Annotated in this window: 18 protein-coding genes; all 18 read right to left on the reverse strand. The window is 48.0% G+C overall.

The window, feature by feature from the left end:
- Nucleotides 1-14 precede the first annotated feature (14 nt).
- The 18 genes from HFE01_RS12240 to HFE01_RS12325 all read right to left on the reverse strand — a co-directional run bounded on the left by HFE01_RS12240 (nt 15) and on the right by HFE01_RS12325 (nt 20465).
- Nucleotides 15-1352, reverse strand: coding sequence for a YycH family regulatory protein (locus HFE01_RS12240; protein ID WP_019689082.1), 1338 nt, complete (start codon nt 1350-1352; stop codon nt 15-17).
- Nucleotides 1349-3178 carry a cell wall metabolism sensor histidine kinase WalK gene (gene walK, locus HFE01_RS12245; protein WP_025366252.1) on the reverse strand — a complete coding sequence of 610 codons (1830 nt, stop codon included), beginning with the start codon at nt 3176-3178 and terminating at the stop codon, nt 1349-1351. Before walK ends, HFE01_RS12240 begins: the two co-directional genes overlap by 4 nt.
- The gene (yycF, locus tag HFE01_RS12250) at nt 3175-3906 is read right to left on the reverse strand and encodes a response regulator YycF (RefSeq protein ID WP_013373888.1); all 732 of its coding nucleotides are present in this window, start codon (nt 3904-3906) and stop codon (nt 3175-3177) included. The genes walK and yycF overlap by 4 nt, the downstream gene beginning before the upstream one ends.
- A gap of 232 nt (nt 3907-4138) precedes the next feature.
- Complete coding sequence (locus HFE01_RS12255; RefSeq protein ID WP_102997365.1) at nt 4139-5662, reverse strand: M23 family metallopeptidase; 1524 nt, start codon at nt 5660-5662, stop codon at nt 4139-4141.
- Nucleotides 5663-5971: 309 nt separating this feature from the next.
- The gene (locus HFE01_RS12260; protein ID WP_102997364.1) at nt 5972-6628 is read right to left on the reverse strand and encodes a hypothetical protein; all 657 of its coding nucleotides are present in this window, start codon (nt 6626-6628) and stop codon (nt 5972-5974) included.
- A 229-nt stretch (nt 6629-6857) separates the two neighbouring features.
- Nucleotides 6858-8144: an adenylosuccinate synthase gene (locus tag HFE01_RS12265; RefSeq protein ID WP_016822464.1), complete on the reverse strand. Its 1287-nt coding sequence runs from the start codon at nt 8142-8144 to the stop codon at nt 6858-6860.
- A gap of 377 nt (nt 8145-8521) precedes the next feature.
- Nucleotides 8522-9880 (reverse strand): replicative DNA helicase, encoded by a 1359-nt coding sequence (gene dnaB, locus HFE01_RS12270; RefSeq protein ID WP_013373892.1) that lies wholly within the window; start codon nt 9878-9880, stop codon nt 8522-8524.
- A gap of 2 nt (nt 9881-9882) precedes the next feature.
- Entirely contained in the window at nt 9883-10326 is a 444-nt protein-coding gene (rplI, locus tag HFE01_RS12275; protein WP_016822463.1) for a 50S ribosomal protein L9, read from the reverse strand.
- On the reverse strand, nt 10323-12311 hold the full coding sequence (locus tag HFE01_RS12280; RefSeq protein WP_016822462.1) for a DHH family phosphoesterase: 1989 nt from the start codon (nt 12309-12311) through the stop codon (nt 10323-10325). Before HFE01_RS12280 ends, rplI begins: the two co-directional genes overlap by 4 nt.
- Nucleotides 12312-12322: 11 nt before the next feature.
- A complete protein-coding gene (locus HFE01_RS12285; RefSeq protein ID WP_016822461.1) occupies nt 12323-13240 on the reverse strand; it encodes a DUF2232 domain-containing protein in 918 nt (305 codons plus the stop codon).
- 5 nt (nt 13241-13245) lie between these two features.
- Entirely contained in the window at nt 13246-13548 is a 303-nt protein-coding gene (locus HFE01_RS12290; RefSeq protein ID WP_013373896.1) for a MazG-like family protein, read from the reverse strand.
- A 189-nt stretch (nt 13549-13737) separates the two neighbouring features.
- A complete protein-coding gene (locus tag HFE01_RS12295; RefSeq protein WP_167437936.1) occupies nt 13738-14166 on the reverse strand; it encodes a CBS domain-containing protein in 429 nt (142 codons plus the stop codon).
- 45 nt (nt 14167-14211) lie between these two features.
- A complete protein-coding gene (locus tag HFE01_RS12300) occupies nt 14212-15273 on the reverse strand; it encodes an LCP family protein (RefSeq protein WP_167437948.1) in 1062 nt (353 codons plus the stop codon).
- A gap of 233 nt (nt 15274-15506) precedes the next feature.
- Nucleotides 15507-16448 (reverse strand): D-alanyl-D-alanine carboxypeptidase family protein, encoded by a 942-nt coding sequence (locus HFE01_RS12305; RefSeq protein ID WP_016822459.1) that lies wholly within the window; start codon nt 16446-16448, stop codon nt 15507-15509.
- A gap of 160 nt (nt 16449-16608) precedes the next feature.
- The gene (locus tag HFE01_RS12310) at nt 16609-17574 is read right to left on the reverse strand and encodes an ABC transporter ATP-binding protein (RefSeq protein WP_167437937.1); all 966 of its coding nucleotides are present in this window, start codon (nt 17572-17574) and stop codon (nt 16609-16611) included.
- Nucleotides 17571-18554, reverse strand: a complete 984-nt coding sequence (locus tag HFE01_RS12315; protein WP_016822457.1) for an ABC transporter ATP-binding protein — start codon at nt 18552-18554, stop codon at nt 17571-17573. Before HFE01_RS12315 ends, HFE01_RS12310 begins: the two co-directional genes overlap by 4 nt.
- Before the next feature lie 13 nt (nt 18555-18567).
- Nucleotides 18568-19491 (reverse strand): oligopeptide ABC transporter permease, encoded by a 924-nt coding sequence (opp4C, locus tag HFE01_RS12320; RefSeq protein ID WP_016822456.1) that lies wholly within the window; start codon nt 19489-19491, stop codon nt 18568-18570.
- A gap of 11 nt (nt 19492-19502) precedes the next feature.
- Complete coding sequence (locus HFE01_RS12325; protein ID WP_016822455.1) at nt 19503-20465, reverse strand: ABC transporter permease; 963 nt, start codon at nt 20463-20465, stop codon at nt 19503-19505.
- Between the last annotated feature and the right edge of the window lie 9 nt (nt 20466-20474).

The raw sequence follows: 20474 nt of genomic DNA on the forward strand, positions 1-20474 counted from the left end.
CCCCCTTCCTATTATCACTTTGTCTCTTGGTCTGACTTTTTTAATGTTGTATTGGATGCTGTCGTTACAGGAACAGCATGAATCTCTGCAACAGAACCGTCGCTGAACGTAACACGCCACTCTGGGATGAGCTTCAATCCGTCATTGATCAGCTCTGGCTGATATACAGGAGTCAGATCTCTAATCGACTTGCCGTCGCCTACCGTTTGCAGTTGCTTCTCCAAGGTCTCACCACCTGGCAGCATCACTTTCTTCGATGATTGCTCCCCGCCCTTGAGATACAGCAATGAACGATCATAGACAGATGCCGTTTCCTGCTGGATTTGCAAGGAGATCGTACCAAAGCGGAACGATGGCGTGTCCAGCACCGGATAAGCGCCATAATACTGCTGGAACATCACACTTGTGCGATTTTCATCGCTGCTTCTCAATTTCATCTGATACGCAGCATCCCAACCGCCATGCTGATTTACAAAATCAACTGCGGCCAACACGTCCCTAATTGGGCTGCTTCCATCCGCTCCCGGTGCACTAGGATCGGTATAGCTCATCCAACGTTGATCCTGCTTGATCTGTAAGCTACGCTTGCTATCTGTATAAATCTGTGAACCATCTTTTTCCTGAATATTGCGCGTAATGCCCGGATCGAAAAATAAATTCCGCTGCATCTGTTCTGTCGTAAACAACCCGGCATATACCACAGGCTGTACAGTCTCCAGGTCATCCACGGGAATGTAATACTGATTATTCACCAGCTTGTACAACGGGGCATTTTTTCCAAAATTCACATGCTGCCGAATGTCTTCTACCGTCATATCGAACTGGTTCGCCTCATACACCACATCACCTCTGGCACTGAAAAAGAGTGCGTGCGGCTTGGCATTCTTTTCGTCGATATAGATCCAGATGCGGTTAATCGTCTCCCCCTGAAATACTGAATCCGGCGTCAGACGCATGACCCGCTCCAGCAATGAAACCGGAACCCCGCCGGAAAATGATAATTCGATCCCCTCATTCTCACTGCGAATCCGTGCCCAGTCCGCTGACTGGATACTCCGACGTTGGAAATTGTTAAAACTTCGGCTTTCCAGCCGTGTATAAATCAAATCGTAAAAAGTAACCCCCGGATAAAAAACGGTATGTTTCTTCTCACCTTGATGAATTAGCATCCTATCAGGGAATACAAGATTTTCAATCTTTTTCTCCTGCCCCATGCTTTCAGTTTTGACATAGTTCGTTTCTGAAGTGAGTACAGAATCACTGCCCGGAAGACGGTAGATCAAAAAATAAGTCTGAACCAGGCTGGAAGCTACCAGCAAAACAAGCGTCCATGACTTCAAACGTTCCTTCACTGTGCTTCCCTCCCTTCACCCGACATAGGTAGCGTAAAGGTCGTACAAGTTCCCTGACCATATTCAGACTCCAGGAAAATCTGACCTCCATGGGCCTTTACAATTTCCCGGGCAATCGACAGCCCCAGTCCTGTGCCGCCCATATTGCGCGATCTCGCTTTGTCCACACGATAAAACCGTTCAAAAATCCGGTCCAAATCTTTTTTGGGAATACCAATTCCGGTATCCTGTACCGAAATAGCCAGCATTCCCTCATGGTTGCGACGAGCCTCGATCCGGATACTTCCACCTTCCGGCGTATATTTCAATGCATTGGACATCAAATTGTCCAGCACTTGATCAATCTGATCGCGGTCGATCACGACCTTGCCAATCCCCTGCTCTACGAACATGCCTGAGCGAATGTGTTTTTGCTTCATTTGAAAAGAAAACCGATCCGCGACCTCGTCCAGCATCTCCATCACATCGGCAGGCTGCATCCGCAGAGGCGCCTCATTGGAATCGAGCCGCGACAGATGCAGCAAATCCGTAACCAGCCGGATCATACGCTCCGTCTCGTTACGGATGACACCTACAAAACGCTCTGCGAGCTGCGGCTCAGCCATCGCGCCGTCATCCAGCGCTTCAGCGTAGCTACGGATCGTCGTCAGCGGTGTGCGCAGCTCATGAGATACATTAGCGACGAATTCCCGCCGCGTCGTCTCCATCTCCTCCTGCTCCGTCACGTCCTGAAGCACAGCAATCGTGCCCGTAATGCCAAATTCCCGCCGATGAATGGGTGTAAAGGTCACGCGGATGACGATGGGTTCATCCTGACCGGCCGGCTCCAGCTGCAAGAGCGTAGAAGCGGACGATCCGCTGTACAGGGCCTCGGTTTCCTCCGGGTCGATCCCCAGAAGTACCGCGATATGTCTACCGGTCATTTCATTCTCGTTCACGCCCAGCATGGCGCTGGCCCGGCGGTTGACCAGAATGACCCGGCCATGATCGTCGGTAGCGACCACACCGTCGCTCATATTGGTCAAGATGGAGGAGAGCTTTTCCTTCTCCTCCTCATTCTGCGACAGAGCCTCACGTAGACGTCCTGTCATATAGTTAAAGGCCACGCTCAGCCTGCCGATTTCATCTTCGCCAAACACTGGCATCTGCTGGTCAAACTTGCCCTCAGCGACCTCCGTTGCATGACGTGTCATCACTTTGATTGGATGCGTAATCGTGTGGGCCAACACCACGCCCAGCACAGCCGTCAACGCGAGCGCAATCAGCATACCTGAGAGAAACACATTGTTAATGCGTTTCATCGTATCGTACAGCTCAGCCATCGAAGCAGCGATGTACACTGCACCGACGATTTTGCCTTGGCTGATGACAGGCTTGGCGACGACCTTCTTGCGGACGTTATCTTCGTCCACCATATATTCCTCGTTATCACGAATTCCTTGGAGTGCGCGGCTAACCACTGTCTGCGTATTTTTACGTCCGACATAGTCAGCATGAGAGCCTTGAGAAGTAATCAGTACTTTGCCACTGGCATCCAGCACCTGAATTTCCGCGCCGCTGAAATCAAACAAGTTATTCACGCGTGCACGCAGACTTTCGACGCTATCTTCCTCCATTTTGCCATCACTGCCACTCAGATCCTGCTCCGCCAGCACGGACAGCATCTCCGCCCGTGCTTGCAAATCCTGCGTAAAATTACTCGTCAACGAGTTCTTCATCGAGCTGACAAAATAGACTCCAATCAACTGCATGGCCACCAAGATTAGCAGCACATAGATAATAATCAGCTTGGCATGAATGGTGCGAAAGAAGGACAGCCATCTCATGCCCGCAGGCCACCTTTGCCCCCGCTAACGATATATCCGAGGCCACGCCGTGTCAGGATCGTCTCCGGCTTGCTCGGGTTCTCCTCAATCTTCTCGCGCAGTCGCCGGATCGTCACGTCTACCGTCCGCACATCCCCGTAGTACTCAAATCCCCATACCGCTTGAAGCAAATGCTCGCGAGTCATGACCTTGCCTGCATTTTTCGCCATATAGTACAGGAGCTCATACTCGCGGTGCGTCAGGTCAAGTGGAGTTCCGTTTTTATAGGCTGTATACATATCCGCATCAAAAAAGAGATCGCCTACGCGCAGCCCCTGCTTATCCTCCTGTGGGCGGCTTTCCGGCGTGCCTGCTACGCCGCGTTGCTGTCTACGCATCTGTGCCTTTACCCGTGCCAGCAATTCGCGTGTGCTGAACGGCTTCGTCACATAATCGTCCGCACCCAGCTCCAGCCCTAGCACTTTGTCGATTTCCCCATCCTTCGCAGTCAGCATAATAATTGGCGTCTGAAGCTGATGTCCGCGCACCTCGCGGCATACGTCCATACCGTCCATGCCCGGCAGCATCAGGTCCAGCAAAATCAGGTCTGGCTGTTGCTTAACCGCGATATCCACCGCACTGATTCCATCAAAGGCGCAAATGACCTCGTATCCTTCTTTTTCCAAATTAAATTTCAAAATATCAGCGATAGGTTGTTCATCATCCACTACTAGAATCGTCCCTTGCATACAGCGTTCACCTCTTCTCACGGATCATCATCTATTATTAACTTTCGTTTGTCAGTACCCATAAGATGCTTATTCTATTCTATCATACCCGTACGCTATTCCATTACTTTTCCAGACCCTTTTCTTTACGCAGAAAAAACCATGCCTGCACCTGGCTGTTAAGCATGCAGAAAACATGGTCTTTCTCCTTGATCCTCATCGAATCACATAACTCTCGATTTAAACATCCAATCTATCTTAAATACGTCATTGGATTTTGTGGCGTATTATTTTTGCGAATCTCAAAGTGAACATGTGTGCCTGTGGAACGTCCGGTGCTTCCCATGATACCAATCGCTTCACCTTGCTGAACAACCTGTCCCACATGGACACCAATACTGTTCAAATGCCCGTATACTGTTTGATAGCCGTTGCGATGATCAATCATAATGACATTACCGTAGCCATTCTGCTGACCGGCAAATGTGACGACACCTTCATCTGAAGCTTGAATCGTATGATCGCCGACCAAGTCAACACCTTCATGCATACGTCCCCAACGTCCTCCGAAGCTGCTCGTCATGATTGCACCCGCAGTCGGCCAGGCAAATTGGCCCGAGCCTTCCCCCTCGACTTTCGTTCCTCTCAGAACCACCTCGGTAACAGACGGCTGTAACACCTTTTGACCGAGCCATTCCTCTTGCACGACCTCACCGTTCTCCTTGGTCAAACGGTAGTCCATCTCTTTAAGACCTGCTTGTCCCGGTCTGACCACTTTCGTAACTCCTGCTTTCAATTCATCGCTCTGGCGAATCTCTACTTCAGGCTCGATAGCAATCTGCTCGACGACCTTTTCTACCGTTCGTACCGTAACAGGTACCTTGGGAGCCGTGACCTTTAACTCGTCCCCAATTTGCAAGTACAACTCACGCAGACCGGGATTGTTTTGCTTAATCTCCCAAGCCGTCGTATCGAACTTCGTAGCAATCGACGACAAAGAATCGCCTTCTTGCACCGTATAGGTTGTAGGAGCTTCACGTCCCTCGGTCAGTACCTTAACCGCTTCTGCCTCCGTCAGCACCTTGTTCGGATCTGCTTTCACCGGCTCATACGCAATCTTTTCACGGATACTGGCAGACTCCAGCCATGCTTTAGGCGCCTTCGTGCTTGCGCTAGCATGACTACTCCCCACGGATGTTTTGCGAACCAGCCCCTTAATGCCTGTCGCCGTACCTTCACCCGCAGGTGTGTATTTCTTCTGCACTTGCTTTAAAGCCGCTTGTGCAGTCGCTTTGTCCTTTACAATGCCAACCATCTGTCCGTTGACCTTCACTTCTACTCCTTTGGCATAGGCAGTCAGCATGCCGTCCAGCTTCTTCAGCGTGGCTGCGCTATCGATATCCGCCTTATATGCCTTTTCTGTGCTCGTCGTGACCGCGCTCGTATTGAGCACCATTTCCACATCAGGATACTTGTCTTTATACTGCTTGCTCTTCGTTGTATACAGCTGCTTAAGCTGCTGCTCATTCAGGATACTGCCGACCTCAACGCCTTTAACATACACTTTATAATAAGGAACTGTATTGGCTCCAACATACTGATTGCTAGCAAAAATAAGACCGCCAACAATCACAATGCCGCCTGCCGTCCAACTTAACCATCTTTTCCGTCCGTTCCACCATGTTGCTATTTTCCCTGCTTTATCGGCAGAATTGCTTTCAACACTTGAATTCCCATTCCTGTGGTCTGGTGATAACTTCCCCTTAGAAACCTCCATGGTTCTCTCCTTTTCAGCATATCCTATCTCTATTAAATGCGTTCATTATTGTCCTTTTACATGATAAAAGTAGCCATTTTACAAGCTTATCTATGATAATAGTCGCTATCTAGTATTGCATAGTTACGTAAAAGGTTTCAAAAATTTAACCTTTTCACAACACAGTTTACTTTAACATAGCTTTTACAAAGAATTCAACTGCACTCCAATTACTTCCTAGCACGCAAAAAAATCCGCGCCCGGCGCGGATTCTACAGTCCTGTTTTGAGCATTAACATTGCCCATACATTTATGCGTTTTATTTATGCATTATTTAAGCATACCCATCAATTTGTTATATTCCTCTTTGGTCAAATACTTCGCAAGCACCTGCTGAATATCTTGCAGCTCCTGCTCGGTGAGACCGCCTTCCATCGCAGCTGATATTTTTTGCATCTCTTCCGGCGGAAGTTTATTCATGAGAATCGTAAAAATCTCCTGCTTCTGAGCCGCCGGTAAATTGTTCTTTTTCTCCGTCAGATGGTCGGGCGTAATGACCAAATCATGGCCTTCGATACTCGTTTCAGGTGTAGCTGTACCTTCTGCCTGCTGACGCGGCTCGCTGTCTGGTGTTCCGGCCGACGTGGCCCCTTCCTGAGATCCCTTGTCATTGGATGCACCACCTGTCTTATTTCCGCTTTCTTCTAAGCCCTGTCCCATGACAGGCAAAGCATTATCAGGCGGTGTTACACTTCCAGAGTCGCTCCCTGTCGTCTTGCTCTTCCCTGTACCTGTACTTTGATCAGTATTTGCGCTGCCTTTTAGCCAGCCCCATCCCCATATCGGCTGATGATCGAGCTGAATGTTAAATTGCCGTAACAGCGATTGAACATAAGCATTCACGACCACACCGGTCACTGCCAGTGTCAGCGCGCTGACCAGCACCACCGTCATTCCTTTTTTAAGCAGCCATCCAAGCCACCTCATATCCCGTTACCTCCTTATACGCATCTTGCCATGTGTACATCATGAAGTGCATATAGACCAGTATTGACGAGATATGACGATTTTTAACCCTTGGAATATGTAAAACTAGCACCAACACATCCATATAAAAAAGAAGAGGGAGGCATGAATTGCCTCTCTCCCCTTGATTTAGCAGGAATAGTTATATGATTAAACAGGCATGACGCCCTCATAGAATCCTACGGATATTTTACAAATAAATCGGGAGCACTTGGTTCGTTTGATCGCGGTTACGACCAACCGAGAAAATAGCGATTGGAATACCTGTCAACTCGGATACGCGTTGTACGTAATGGCGGGTAGTCTCCGGCAGTTCCTCCAGCGTCTTCACGCCAGTAATGTCTTCGTTCCAGCCTGGCATTTCTTCATATACCGCCTCACACTCTGCCAGCATTTTCAAGCTAGCTGGATAATGCGTGATGATCTCGCCGCGGTATTTGTAGCCTGTACAGATCTTAACTGTTTTCAGGCCTGTCAATACGTCCAGCGAGTTCAGGGAAAGACCAGTTAATCCACTAACACGACGGGCATGGCGCACAACGACGCTGTCAAACCAGCCTACGCGGCGAGGACGACCTGTAACCGTACCGTACTCATGGCCTGTTTCACGAATGTAATCGCCGACTTCATCGTGTAGTTCCGTTGGGAAAGGTCCATCCCCTACACGAGTTGTGTACGATTTAGCTACACCGATCACTTGTTGAATTTTGGATGGGCCTACACCAGAACCGATACATACGCCGCCAGCCGACGGGTTAGAAGACGTAACGTATGGATACGTACCTTGGTCGATATCGAGCATAACGCCTTGTGCACCTTCAAACAACACCTTACGATTGGCGTCAATTGCATCGTTCAGCACAACAGACGTATCCGCTACATAAGGACGAATAAACTCAGCATATTCCAGATACTGTTTCAATATTTCTTCAACATCCAGCGGCTCGCCGCCGTATACTTGCTCAATCACTTGATTCTTTTCCTTCGTTAGATGGCGCAGTTTCTTTTCGAATTCTTCTGCTTCCAGCAAATCAGCAATACGAATACCGTTACGAGCAGCTTTATCCATATAAGCAGGGCCAATCCCTTTACGGGTAGTACCAATTTTGTTAGGACCTTTGCGGTCTTCTTCTAGCACGTCCAACGTCATATGGTAAGGCATAATGACATGTGCGCGGTCACTAATGACCAAATTTTTCGTGGAAAATCCATTATCATGAATATAAGTAATTTCTTCAATAAGAGCGGCTGGATTCACTACCATGCCGTTGCCAATAACACACTTTTTATCTTCATAAAAAACGCCGGATGGAATCAGGCTCAGCTTATACTTTTTACCGTCAATGAGAATCGTATGACCAGCATTGTTTCCGCCTTGGTAACGGGCCACTACTTCAGCGCTTTCCGCCAGATAGTCCGTGATTTTACCTTTGCCTTCGTCTCCCCATTGTGTCCCCACAACGACTACAGTTGACATGTTTCATTCCTCCGTGGAGTGCCCACAGACACTCTGATTTTGAGCTGACGCGCTAACACATATCTGGCTTCAACCGCCTCAGCGGGCAGGTATGGAGCGTTCTCGGACAGCAGGAAAAAACGTCCGTCGCAGACATTCCGTAAGTTCGGAAAGCCCCGGGCGTAATGATCTCCCCACTGCGTTGAAGCAGCACTATAAGTGTACCAGTACCATTTTTCAAAGTCAAATAAAAAGCGAACATTATATTACATGAAAATAGTATTGTTCGTAATTGAGAGTTTCAATCGTTCTATGAAAATATATGAATTCTATAAAAAAGGCTCTCTCGTAATCGCGATACCCGCGTCGAAAGAGCCTTTTCTAATCATACAAATATATTAACCGGCGAACGCATCCGAATGGGCACGCTCGTAATTAGCGAATTTATTATAATTTTTGAGAAATACCAGCTCTACCGTACCGACCGGGCCGTTACGCTGCTTGGCAATGATAATTTCAATAATATTTTTCTTTTCTGTTTCCTGATTATAATAATCATCCCGGTACAGAAACGCAACGATGTCAGCATCCTGCTCAATGGAACCCGATTCCCGCAAGTCACTCATCATGGGCCGCTTATCTTGACGCTGCTCCACACCCCGGCTCAGCTGGGAAAGGGCAATTACAGGCACTTCAAGCTCACGGGCGATTTGTTTTAATGTCCGTGAAATTTCGGATACCTCCTGCTGCCGGTTCTCGCCCGCTTTGCCGCGTCCGTGAATGAGCTGCAAGTAGTCAATAACGATCATACCCAGTCCCTTTTCCGCCTTGAGACGGCGGCATTTGGCACGGATATCAGCCACAGTGATGCCGGGCGTATCATCGATATAGATTTCCGCCTCTGACAAGGCTGCAATGCCCATCGTCAGCTTCGCCCAATCGTCGTCGCCTTTAAATTCACCTGTCCGCATGACGTTCGCGTCCAAGTTAGCCTCGGCACAGATCATCCGCTGCACGAGCTGAGCCGCCGACATCTCCAGACTGAAGATGGCAACCGTCTCTTTTGCCCGTACTGCAACGTTTTGTGCAATATTCAGGGCGAATGCCGTTTTACCTACAGATGGACGGGCAGCCACAATGATCAGGTCATTGCGCTGGAAACCCGCCGTCATCTTGTCCAGGTCAACGAATCCGGACGGAATTCCGGTCGTGTTTCCCTTGTTCTGATGCAGCAATTCAACGCGGTCGAACACTTCCATCACGACATCACGGATGGCGATAAAACCACTGCCTGAGCGCCCGTTGGAGATTTCCATAATCTTGCGCTCAGCATCACTCAGCATACCGGCGACATCCTCGCCACTGCTATAGCCTTCGCTCACAATCTGTGTAGCTGCACGAATCAAGCGACGAAGCATCGCTTTTTCTTCAATGATCTGGGCATAGTAATCCACGTTAGCCGCTGTTGGCACCCCGTGAGCCAGCTTCGCCAGATAACTGACACCGCCGATATCCTCCAGCTGACCTTTGTCCTGAATTTTCGAGGTCAGCGTAACCAAGTCAATCGGCTGTCCGGATTCACCCAGCTCAATCATTGCTTCGTAAATCATTTGATGAGCTTTATCGTAAAAGTCCTCGGTCTGCACCCGCTCCATTGCGGTAATCAGTGCTTCAGACTGAAGCAAAATAGACCCAATAACCGCCTGTTCAGCCTCCAGATTTTGCGGAGGAATCCGATCAAAAAATTCGCCGCCCATAATTATTCTTCAGTCACCTGTACTTTCAGCGTAGCTTTGACCTCAGGATGAAGCTTGACGGTCATTTGAGTCACGCCCAACGTACGAATCGGTTCTTCCAGCTCGATTTTGCGTTTGTCCAGCTTGATGCCTGTTTTAGCAACAGCCTCTGCGATTTGCTTGCTTGTAATCGCGCCGAACAGACGTCCGCCTTCTCCAGCCTTTGCTTTGAGCTGAATTGTAGTCTCTTCCAGCTTTTTGCCGAGTACTTGTGCCTCTTCCTTTTCCTCTTGCTTGCGTTTCTCCTCAGCAGCGTTTTGGTTTTCCAGCGTCTTCATATTTCCTTCCGTTGCTGGACGGGCAATCCCACGCGGCAACAGAAAATTCGCTGCATAACCGTCGGATACTTCCTTAACCTGCCCCTTCTTACCTTGGCCCTTCATATCTTTAATGAATATTACTTTCATTCAAATAACCCCTCTTCCCCATCAATTTCGGCCAGTACGTCGACCACTCTGCGCTTAGCTTCCTCCAGCGAGCAATCCAGCTGAACCGCTGCGTTCGTCAGATGTCCTCCGCCGCCTAGCCGTTCCATGACGACCTGTACGTTCATGCGTCCGAGTGATCGGGCGCTGATCCCCACCAGGCCGTCAGGACGTTCACTGACCACAAAGGAGGCCAGTACATCCGTCATATTGAGTAATGAATCCGCCACCTGAGCAATCAGGAGCTGCGGTATTTTTTGTCCGGGCTCGGTCACCGCAATTGCGATATGCCCATATATCATTTTAGCATGCTTAATAATTTCCGCCTTAGCAATATATTCATCCAGGTCCTCTTTTAACATGCGCTGGATCATCACTGTATCTGCTCCACTACGTCTTAAGAAGCCAGCTGCCTCAAACGTGCGTGAGCCTGTATGCAGGGAGAAATGCTTGGTATCCACCGTAATCCCCGCCAGCAGTGATGTTGCCTCCAGCGGTGTCAGCTGGACCTTTTCATGGATATATTGCAGCAGCTCAGTCACCAGTTCACAGGCCGATGACGCGTATGGCTCCAAATAGATCAGAACAGAATCATTAATAAATTCCTCGCCCCGACGGTGATGATCCACAACCACCACCCGGCTGGCCGTCTGCACCAGACGCGGCTCAATCGTCATTGACGCCTTGTGCGTATCCACCACAACCAGCAGGCTGTGCTCGGTCATCACCTGAAGCGACTGCTCCGGTGTCATGAGCGCTTGCGACAGCTTCTCATCCTTGTTTACCTGCTCCATCATTCGGTCAATAGACGGATTGGATTTGTCCAGTACAATATGGGCCTCTACATTGTAAAGTGCCGCAGCCTTCCACACACCGATAGCTGCTCCTATTGCATCCATGTCCGGTATTTTGTGTCCCATAATCAGCACACGGTCGCTCTCCTGCATCAGATCACGCAACGCATGCGCAATGACTCGGGCACGCACCCTGGTACGCTTCTCGACAGCATTGGACTTGCCTCCGTAAAAGGACAGGCGCTGTCCCGCTTTCACTGCTGCTTGATCTCCCCCACGTCCAAGCGCCATATCTAGACTGGATTGAGCTAGCTCGCCCAGCTCCTTGATACTCTCTGCCCCGAAAGACAAACCAATGCTCAATGTCATCGGTACTTTCAAATCTGCTGTCATTTCCCGCACGGTATCCAAAATGACGAATCGGCTTTGCTCCAGCTCCTGGAGTGCTTTATGATTCAGCATAATAAGATAACGCTCAGATGACAACCGGCGCAAATAAATATTGTATTGATTGGCCCAAGACGTAATCTCGCTGGAAACCTTCGCAATAAGCGCGGTACGCTGCTGATCGTCCATTCCCTGAGCAGCCTCGTCCATATTATCAAGCATGACAATACCAAGCGCTAACCGCTCGTTCTCATACTGCTTGCGCAGTACCGCGAGCTCCGTCACTTCATACAAATATATCAGACGCTCATCAGGCACGATTAGAAACTGATAATGACGCTCATCATGCTGTAATTCCACCTTTAGTTCACGAGCAGACTCTTTCGTTTCCTTTTTAGTGCTTAGAGCGTTTGCGAGTTGAGGAAACAAATCTTGAAGGGGCTCTCCAATCAACGATTGCTCCTCGAACATCTCACTGGCAAAGCGATTGTGCCATTCTACCGTCCGATTTTCACTGTATAAAATGATACCGAACGGCAGTGTACTGATCGCTTCTCCCTCCACCCGCTTGATCCGGAAGGAAAGGCCACTGATATATTGATTCAGTTCCCGACGGAAATCCAGCTCCGTCTTCAGCATCAATCCGCCGAGCAAGAATGATAGCAGCAGTCCTATCACACCCAGTTCCCAGTTGTACATGGAAATACATATGACAAGCACCAGCAGCAGTAAAAACGCCCAGACCGTCTGATAGCCGTGCCAGCGTTTTTGTAGAAATTTAGGCATGACTGTTCACCCTATTTCTTTGATCTTGTAATAGCTTCACGCAGCGGAAAGGCCAAATCAATAATACCTATAATGCGGAGCGGCTGGAACACCAGAACGACGAGCGACAGCAGCAACGCAATCACTGGGCTCATTTTACGGCTATGCGTCCAGAAGTATACAAAACCAATTGTCTGGATAATAAAACATGCATGGATCAGCGGTAGCATACTAATGGAAACCGTTTGAATCCAGCTGCTATCGGAGGAATCCGCTATCCATCCAATTACAATTGCCAGCAGATAGTACCAGATCAGCGTGCGTGGTAGCATCCACTCGCGGGCAGGCTTCATTTTACGTACCGGCACATCGAGACTGCTCAATGCTGGACGTGCCAAAGCATGTGTGATCACTGCCAGTATAAACGAGCTGACGATCATCACATATGGAACTTTACCAATCAGCATTGTACCGAGTTTCTGCGTATCTTCAGCTGTCCAGCTCATATTCGCAAACATCGGATTCGCACTTAAAATCTGCTGTACAATACTGGCCGATATCTCAGCCTGATCCCGAAGGGACTGCGAAAGATCAAACCCGAAGGAATACGTAGCGATAAACAGTACAAACAACAACTCGGCTAAAATAATGCCCGTTCCGGTCATCAACGCCTGAAAAGCAGATCCTCCCTTTTTATATATCCGTCCCATCAATATAGAAGGAATCAGAAAGTAAATCGCAGGAAGCAGCGAATACACATCGAGTAGCGCTATAATTAAAAGCACCGGTATGACGTGAACCAGAAATCCTTTGAAAGGCAGCGATGAAAACAATACAGCGCCAGGCACAATCAGAAAAAATACGGTAATAATTCTAAATGGTGTCAATAGAGTCAGCAGCAGAAGCAAATAAATAACGCTCCATGCTACAGTGGCCAAGCGGAATTTCAACGTTTTCACCTCTTACGCATATGTTCTTCCAGTGCGGAAATGTCCTGATACCAATCCTCCAGCTGGTGTCCTTCTTTTCTGTGCTTTCTTAGCTTGTCGATGAGTAGATCATCCAATTCACGGTAAGACACCCCAAGACGCCTCCCCAGAATATAACTGCTCATCACCAGGCTGGCCAAACAGTCACCAATACGGACTGTACTGCCTTCCCACATCGCCTTAAACAGACGGGAGACTTGGTCAAGCACCTCTGTTTTAAGCCATTCAATAACCTTGGCTCGTTTAACTACATCCATTTCTTTAGGCATATGATGAAGAGTCACACCCCTCTGAAAAAGCTTTATTCTCCATTATAGCATATCCTATTTTGAAAATAACTGTTACCCCATAGGGTAAATCGTTATTTTCAGAGCAGCTTTGCTGCTTATTATAAGCCCATGTCAACACTGTTAGCCCCTAGGGTGATAGTAATCTTCAGTGCGGCTTTGCTGCTTATTTTAGCTTGAAGTATTAAGCGATTCCTTGGACACAAATTTCTCACAATACTCAATAATTTGGCTGCGGCGCACGATACCGATAAACCTTTCCATATCATCCACAACGGGCACAAAGTTTTGTACCTTCGCCAAATTAATCAGATCCTCCATATTGGCATCAATGGATACAGGTTTCATCGAAACCCGTAGCGGAACGTCCTTGAGCATAAACTTAGAAGCGTTTTCAAAGGTGATTTTCCCCTCAGACTCTTTCATATGCCACAATAGGTCACCCTCTGTAACCGTACCCGTATATCTACCTTCCTTATCCAAAATAGGAACCGCTGTGAATCGGTGATATTCCATTCGTTCCAATGTTTGCCGTAGAGTAGCATCCGCCGTTACACAAGCGACCCCTTGTTTGGGAAGCAAGAAAAAAGCAATATTCATGAGAAACGAATCCCCCTCAAAATCAAATATAAATCCATTGATTACTCACTGAATGTCCTGTTTGTCGGGAAGCCTCAGCGTCTGCGGGGTTGTATCAGAGTCTAGCCAGTTCGCAATCATAAGTCTGGCATATTCAAGTTCCTGTTCATTAGCCCGGTCATAGTACAGGCCCTTCTTCTTGAACCCTTCCCCCGTAATCGTAAAACTTGAGATTTGTGGATTCCCTTGTGAAATAGCTTGCTTGCCAAGCCCAGTAATAAAGGCAGGTTCCATATCCGTTGTGAAATTGGCCCCCATGATATCGAGCAACTCCGGGATCTTGGTGATTCCGTCGATATTCAGTAGCCTATCGGCCATAGCATTCAAAAAAATTTGCTGACGTTTTGTACGGTTGAAGTCGCTATCTTCCCGATACCTAACATAATACATGGCTTCTTCACCATTATAAAGCGGCTTGCCCGCCTCAATACGGAACTTGATATGCAGCGGGTTTTTATTCTCGATGGGCTGGTCGATAGGTAACACTACTCCGCCCACTGCATTCACGGCATCCTGAATACCCTGGAAATTAATCGTAGCATAATAATCGACCTTATGCTCCATCAGCTTCTCTACAGTGCCCATGGACATATTCTCGCCTCCGAACGCATAAGCATGCCCCAACTTATCAAAATCATCCTCGCCATCTCGATTGGAATCATGTCCGGCAATCTGTACATACGTATCCCTTGGGATAGAAATCAAGAGCACACGCGATTCTGCGGGCCGTACAGCAGCATATATCACCGTATCTGAGCGACCACGTGCCTTTTCATTGGGCCGTTGATCTGTCCCCAGTAATAACACCGAAAAAGGCTCCTTCTGGTAAGCAACGGTCTCTTGGGGCTGTTGTTCCTTGGATTGACGAGGCTGGTAGGATTTCTCCAGCTTGCTTTCCAGCGTCGGTGACACAAACCAGTCAAAAGCCACGAGCGTCAGCTGTTTGCGGAATAGATAGCCCCCTACTGCAACTAAAAGCAAGACAATACATGAAATATATAGAGCGGTAAACCTCTTTTTCTTTTTGGGCTTTCCACGGGTCCTTCTCTTATGTCTTCTCTCCATCATGGCTTCCTTCCTTCTTTCGTCCACAAATCCCATCTCTTCATTAAACCGGATTGATCCCTCATGAAGCGGAAACTTCCCCTCAAAGCATAAAAGGTCTGCTACCTTGTTGTCAAAAGTGCCATGGCGTGGTTAGTTCCTCAAACTCATGACAAAAAAGGCTTTGCCCTTACGGTCAAAGCCCTCATTTACGTTTATATAAGTATTCTATGTAGCTTTCAAAGTTATCTTTTATCTTAATGCAGAGACAGTTTCACCAAATTTTGCAATCGTACCGGAAAAGAGGTGGACAGAGAAAAACCATAATCAAACAGCTTCCGTGTCTGTGCGAAACGCTCTTCCTTGCTCGGTGCACCCAGCACTACAGCAACTAATCGTTTGCCATGCTGCTCAGCTGTACCAGTGAAGCAGTATCCAGCATCGCTTGTGTACCCTGCTTTCAATCCGTCCGTCCCCGCATAAGAGTACGGTCCAGCCAAGGAAGGCAGCATCCAGTTCGTATTACTGATGTAAATGCCCTTATCCTTCAATTCCATCTGTGTGCGGCTGGACGTTCTGAGAATCTCAGGATGTGACGTAATCAAGTAAGAGGCCAACTTTGCAGTGTCGCTTGCCGTCATTTTCGTTTCTCCGCGAATATCCTTAGGATGGTTCGGCCCCAATTCACTCTGACCAGCCCCAGAGGCATTACTAAAGCGACTACCGGGTGACAGCCCAATTTGAGCAGCCTTTTCATTCATGCGCTTCACAAAAGCGGACTCATTCCCTGATGAACGCTCTGCCAGCGCTACAGCGGCGTCATTCGCTGAATACACAACCATACTTTGGAACAGTTCAGATACGGTCATTCTTTCCCCATACCGAAGAGACAGATTCACACCACCCACCGTACTGGCATAACGACTAATTCGCACCTCATCATTCCAGCCTAACCGTCCGGTCCGAATATCCTCCAGTACCAATAGCTCGGTCATGAGCTTGGACATATTTGCAGAAGGCATAGGCTTATCGCCATTCACATCCATCAGTAATTCCCCGGTGTGCATGTCCATCAGCACTGCAGCGTCTGCATCCACATTCGGCTTTCCGATCAACAAGCGGGGTCCAAGAGTAATAAAAATCAATATAATAAGTACCGGGACGACAATAGCCCAACGTAACCAATGTTTTTTCATCATCGTAATAACCTCCATATCTTATTAGACGATGAAAAATCCATTTTGTCTGCAATTTTTCGAAAAAAAGATACAATTTTTTTACCTTTTTTTATTTCACGACAAAATACCCGCCAATCCCTGTTACAGGATAACGGATATTTTGCTTCTTCAGTATGCCGTATTAGGCAAAATGACAGGCTACAAAATGCTGGTCGCCCGAATCTCGGTATACTGGAGCCTCTGTTCTACAGCGCGCTTCCGCCATAGGACAGCGTGTATGAAACTTGCATCCTGACGGCGGATTAGCCGGAGACGGGATGTCCCCTTTTAACACAATCCGCTGCCTTTTGATCGTCGGATCTGGAATCGGTACTGCTGATAGCAGAGCCTTGGTGTATGGGTGTAGCGGATTGCTGAACAGCTCCTCCTTGGAAGCCAACTCTACCATCGAGCCCAGATACATCACACCAATCCGGCTACACAGATGCTCGACTACACTCAGATCATGCGAGATGAACAGGTACGTCAGTTGGCGTTCCTGTTGCAAATCGCTTAACAAGTTAATGATCTGGGCCTGAATCGACACATCCAGAGCAGATACCGGCTCGTCAGCCACAATAAAATCAGGATTCAAAATCAAGGCCCTTGCAATCCCGATCCGCTGCCGCTGACCGCCAGAGAACTCATGCGGATAACGATCATAGTGATATGAGGACAGCCCACAAATGTTCAGCGTTTCGTTGACCTTCTGCCGTAGCTCATTACGATCAATCAACCCGTGATCCAGCAAAGCCTCTCCGATCGCCTCACCCACCTTAATTCTCGGGTTCAGTGAACTAAAAGGGTCCTGGAAGACGATTTGCAGCTTTGGACGAAGCGCACGAATCTGCTCCTTGTTTAATGCGTGCAAATCTTCGCCCTTGTACCGTACTGATCCCTCTGTCTTATCCATCAATCTGAGAATCGTGCGTCCAATCGTACTTTTACCGCAGCCCGATTCTCCTACCAGACCAAACGATTCACCCTTATGAATATGAAAGGATACATCATCGACCGCCTTGACATGTCCGACCGTACGCTGAAAAACCCCGCCTGTGATTGGGAAATACTTTTTCAGCCCTTCCACTTGAATTAAAGGCTCGCTCATATTCGTTGCCCTCCTTCTTTCTCATATAGCCAGCAGGCAACCTTATGGCCATTCTCCTTTTCATTCAAGGGAGGGGCCTGATCCTTGCATATTTGCATACAATGTGCGCATCGATCATGAAAATGGCAATTTTCGCCCAGCTCAATGGGGTTTGGCACCTGCCCTGGGATGGAATATAGCCGATCCATTTTCTGATTAATGACAGGCTTTGCCTTTAATAGTCCTTGAGTATACGGATGCTGCGGATTTTTGAACAGCTCAATGACAGGAGCCTCTTCAATAACGTTCCCGGCATACATAACGACCACATAATCGGCCATTTCTGCCACGACACCCAAGTCATGTGTTATCAGCATAATGGACGTTTTAAGCTTATCCTTCAAATCCCGCATTAAATCGAGAATCTGTGCCTGGATCGTTACATCCAGTGCCGTTGTCGGTTCATCCGCAATCAACAGCTTCGGATTACAGCTTAAAGCAATAGCAATCATAATCCGCTGGCGCATACCGCCACTCAACTCATGAGGATAGGAATTGAATATTTCCTCCGATCGCGAAATGCCCACCAAATTAATTAGTTCAATTGCCCGGGCGCGTGCTTCCCTTTTACTCATTAATGTATGCATCAGCAACGGCTCCGTAATCTGTTCCCCGATCGTAAGCACCGGATTCAGAGAAGACATCGGTTCCTGAAAAATAATCGAAATGTCATTGCCGCGAATTTGCTGCATTTGCCCTTTATTGAGTTTTAGGAGATCCTTGCCCTCAAACCAGATTTGTCCGTCTGAGGTGTGGGGAGAATCAATCAACCGCATCATTGTCATCGCAGTTACACTCTTACCACAGCCAGATTCTCCTACCACACAGAGCGTTTCACCCTCACGAATTTTAAAACTGACGTCATTGACCGCTTTGACAGTTCCGTTAGAGGTATGAAAGTGGGTTTTCAGGTTACGAAATTCAATCAAAGCATTTTCCATAAACGTTCGTCTCCTACTTCTTCATTTTAGGGTCCAGCGCGTCACGCAAGCCGTCACCAATCAGATTAATCGCTACAACGGTAATTAGAATACACATTCCCGGTGGTACCCATATCCAGGGCCGTTTGCGGAAGTCAATCAGATTATTCGCAGCCGATATCATGTTCCCCCACGAAGGTGTGGGCGGCACGACGCCAATTCCCAAGTAACTGAGCGCAGATTCTGTAATAATCGCACCAGCCACTCCAAGCGTAGCCGTAACAATAATAGTAGGAATCGTGTTCGGTAGCAGATGTCGGAATATTTTGCGGCGGTCTCTCAACCCCAGCGCTTCCGTCGCCTGCATGAACTCCTGTTCACGCAGTGTAAGAATCTGCCCTCTGACCAGACGGGACAAGCTCGTCCAGCTCAGGACCCCAATAATAAGCATCAGAAAATAAATACGGTTCGACGGATCAACCTTCAAATCCGATAGAACAGCACCTAAAATAATAAGCAGCGGCAATGTAGGCAGCGCCATAAAAATATCAGCAATCCGCATAATAACCGTATCCACGCCTTTACGATAAAACCCTGCCAGCGCACCCAACGTTGCCCCGATCATGACCGAAATAAACGTGGCGACCAGCCCCACTGTCAAAGAAATACGGCCAGCCAGCATCGTACGCAGTAAAATATCTCTACCAAACTTATCCGTACCGAGCCAGTACTTCGCATTAGGGGATAAGTTTTTGTCAGATAGCTTGTAATCATCTAAATGATAAGGTGAAATCATGGGACCAAATACACAAATGATAACCATCAGAATTAATATAACGAGACCTGCCAAAGCCAAGCGGTTTTGATTAAAACGGCGAACGGCGATTCTCCATGGAGACGCTTCAGGACGGATCGCCGCCTTTTGATTCGTTTCAATCGTGACTGTTTCTGCGGACAATAGTATCCCTCCTACTTCAAGCGAATTCTTGGATCTGCCATGCCATACAATACATCAGAAAGTAGATTGCCGATGAGCGTGAGAACAGCCAGGAAAATGGTGAAGCCCAACATAAACGGATAGTCCCGCATACTAATGGACTCCAGGTAGACCTGCCCCACACCCGGCCATACAAATACCTTTTCCAGGATCATTGCCCCACCAAATAAGGCTGGAAGCTCGAACCCGAGCAGTGTGATTGCTGGAATCAGGGCATTGCGCAATGCATGTTTGAAAATAACCGTCCGTTCCTTCAAGCCCTTGGCGCGTGCGGTACGGATATAATCCTGACGGATGACCTCCAACATGCCTGTACGGAAATAACGAGTCAGGCTTCCTGTACTCAGCATCGTAAGTACGAGTGTCGGCAGGAACATATGCTTGAGGACATCCACCATATACGCCCACGAACCTGCTTCCATCCCTGCTGTAGTCATACCCCCAACCGGGAGAATTCCCCATTCAAGGGCAAATATTTTGATGACCAATAGACCAATAAAAAATGAAGGCAGCGACATACATAAGAAAATGAATAACGTCACGAACTTATCGAATAAGGAATATTGAAACTTAGCTGAAAATACCCCTGCAACAACTGCAATGAGCCAGCTAAAAATAAGACTAAAAAAAGCGATAATAAAAGAGTTCCATACATAATTGCCAATGACCTTCGTTACCGGCTGCTTATGCTGTAATGAATCCCCCATATTTCCCTTTAACATATTACCGGCCCATATAAAATAACGTTGGTATTCCGGCTTATCCAGCCCGTAGATATGTCGTAGCTGCTGCGCCTTCTCGGCGGTCATATTCGGGTTCTGCTTGGCTGTAATGTAATCACCCGGCACCATGGCTGAAATCGCAAAAACGATAATGGATATGCCAATAAGTGTGGGGATGAGTTGCAGCAGTCTTCGAATAATGTACTGCTTCATATTCATTCC

This window comes from Paenibacillus sp. EKM10P, from assembly GCF_011800655.1.
GTDB lineage: Bacteria > Bacillota > Bacilli > Paenibacillales > Paenibacillaceae > Paenibacillus > Paenibacillus polymyxa.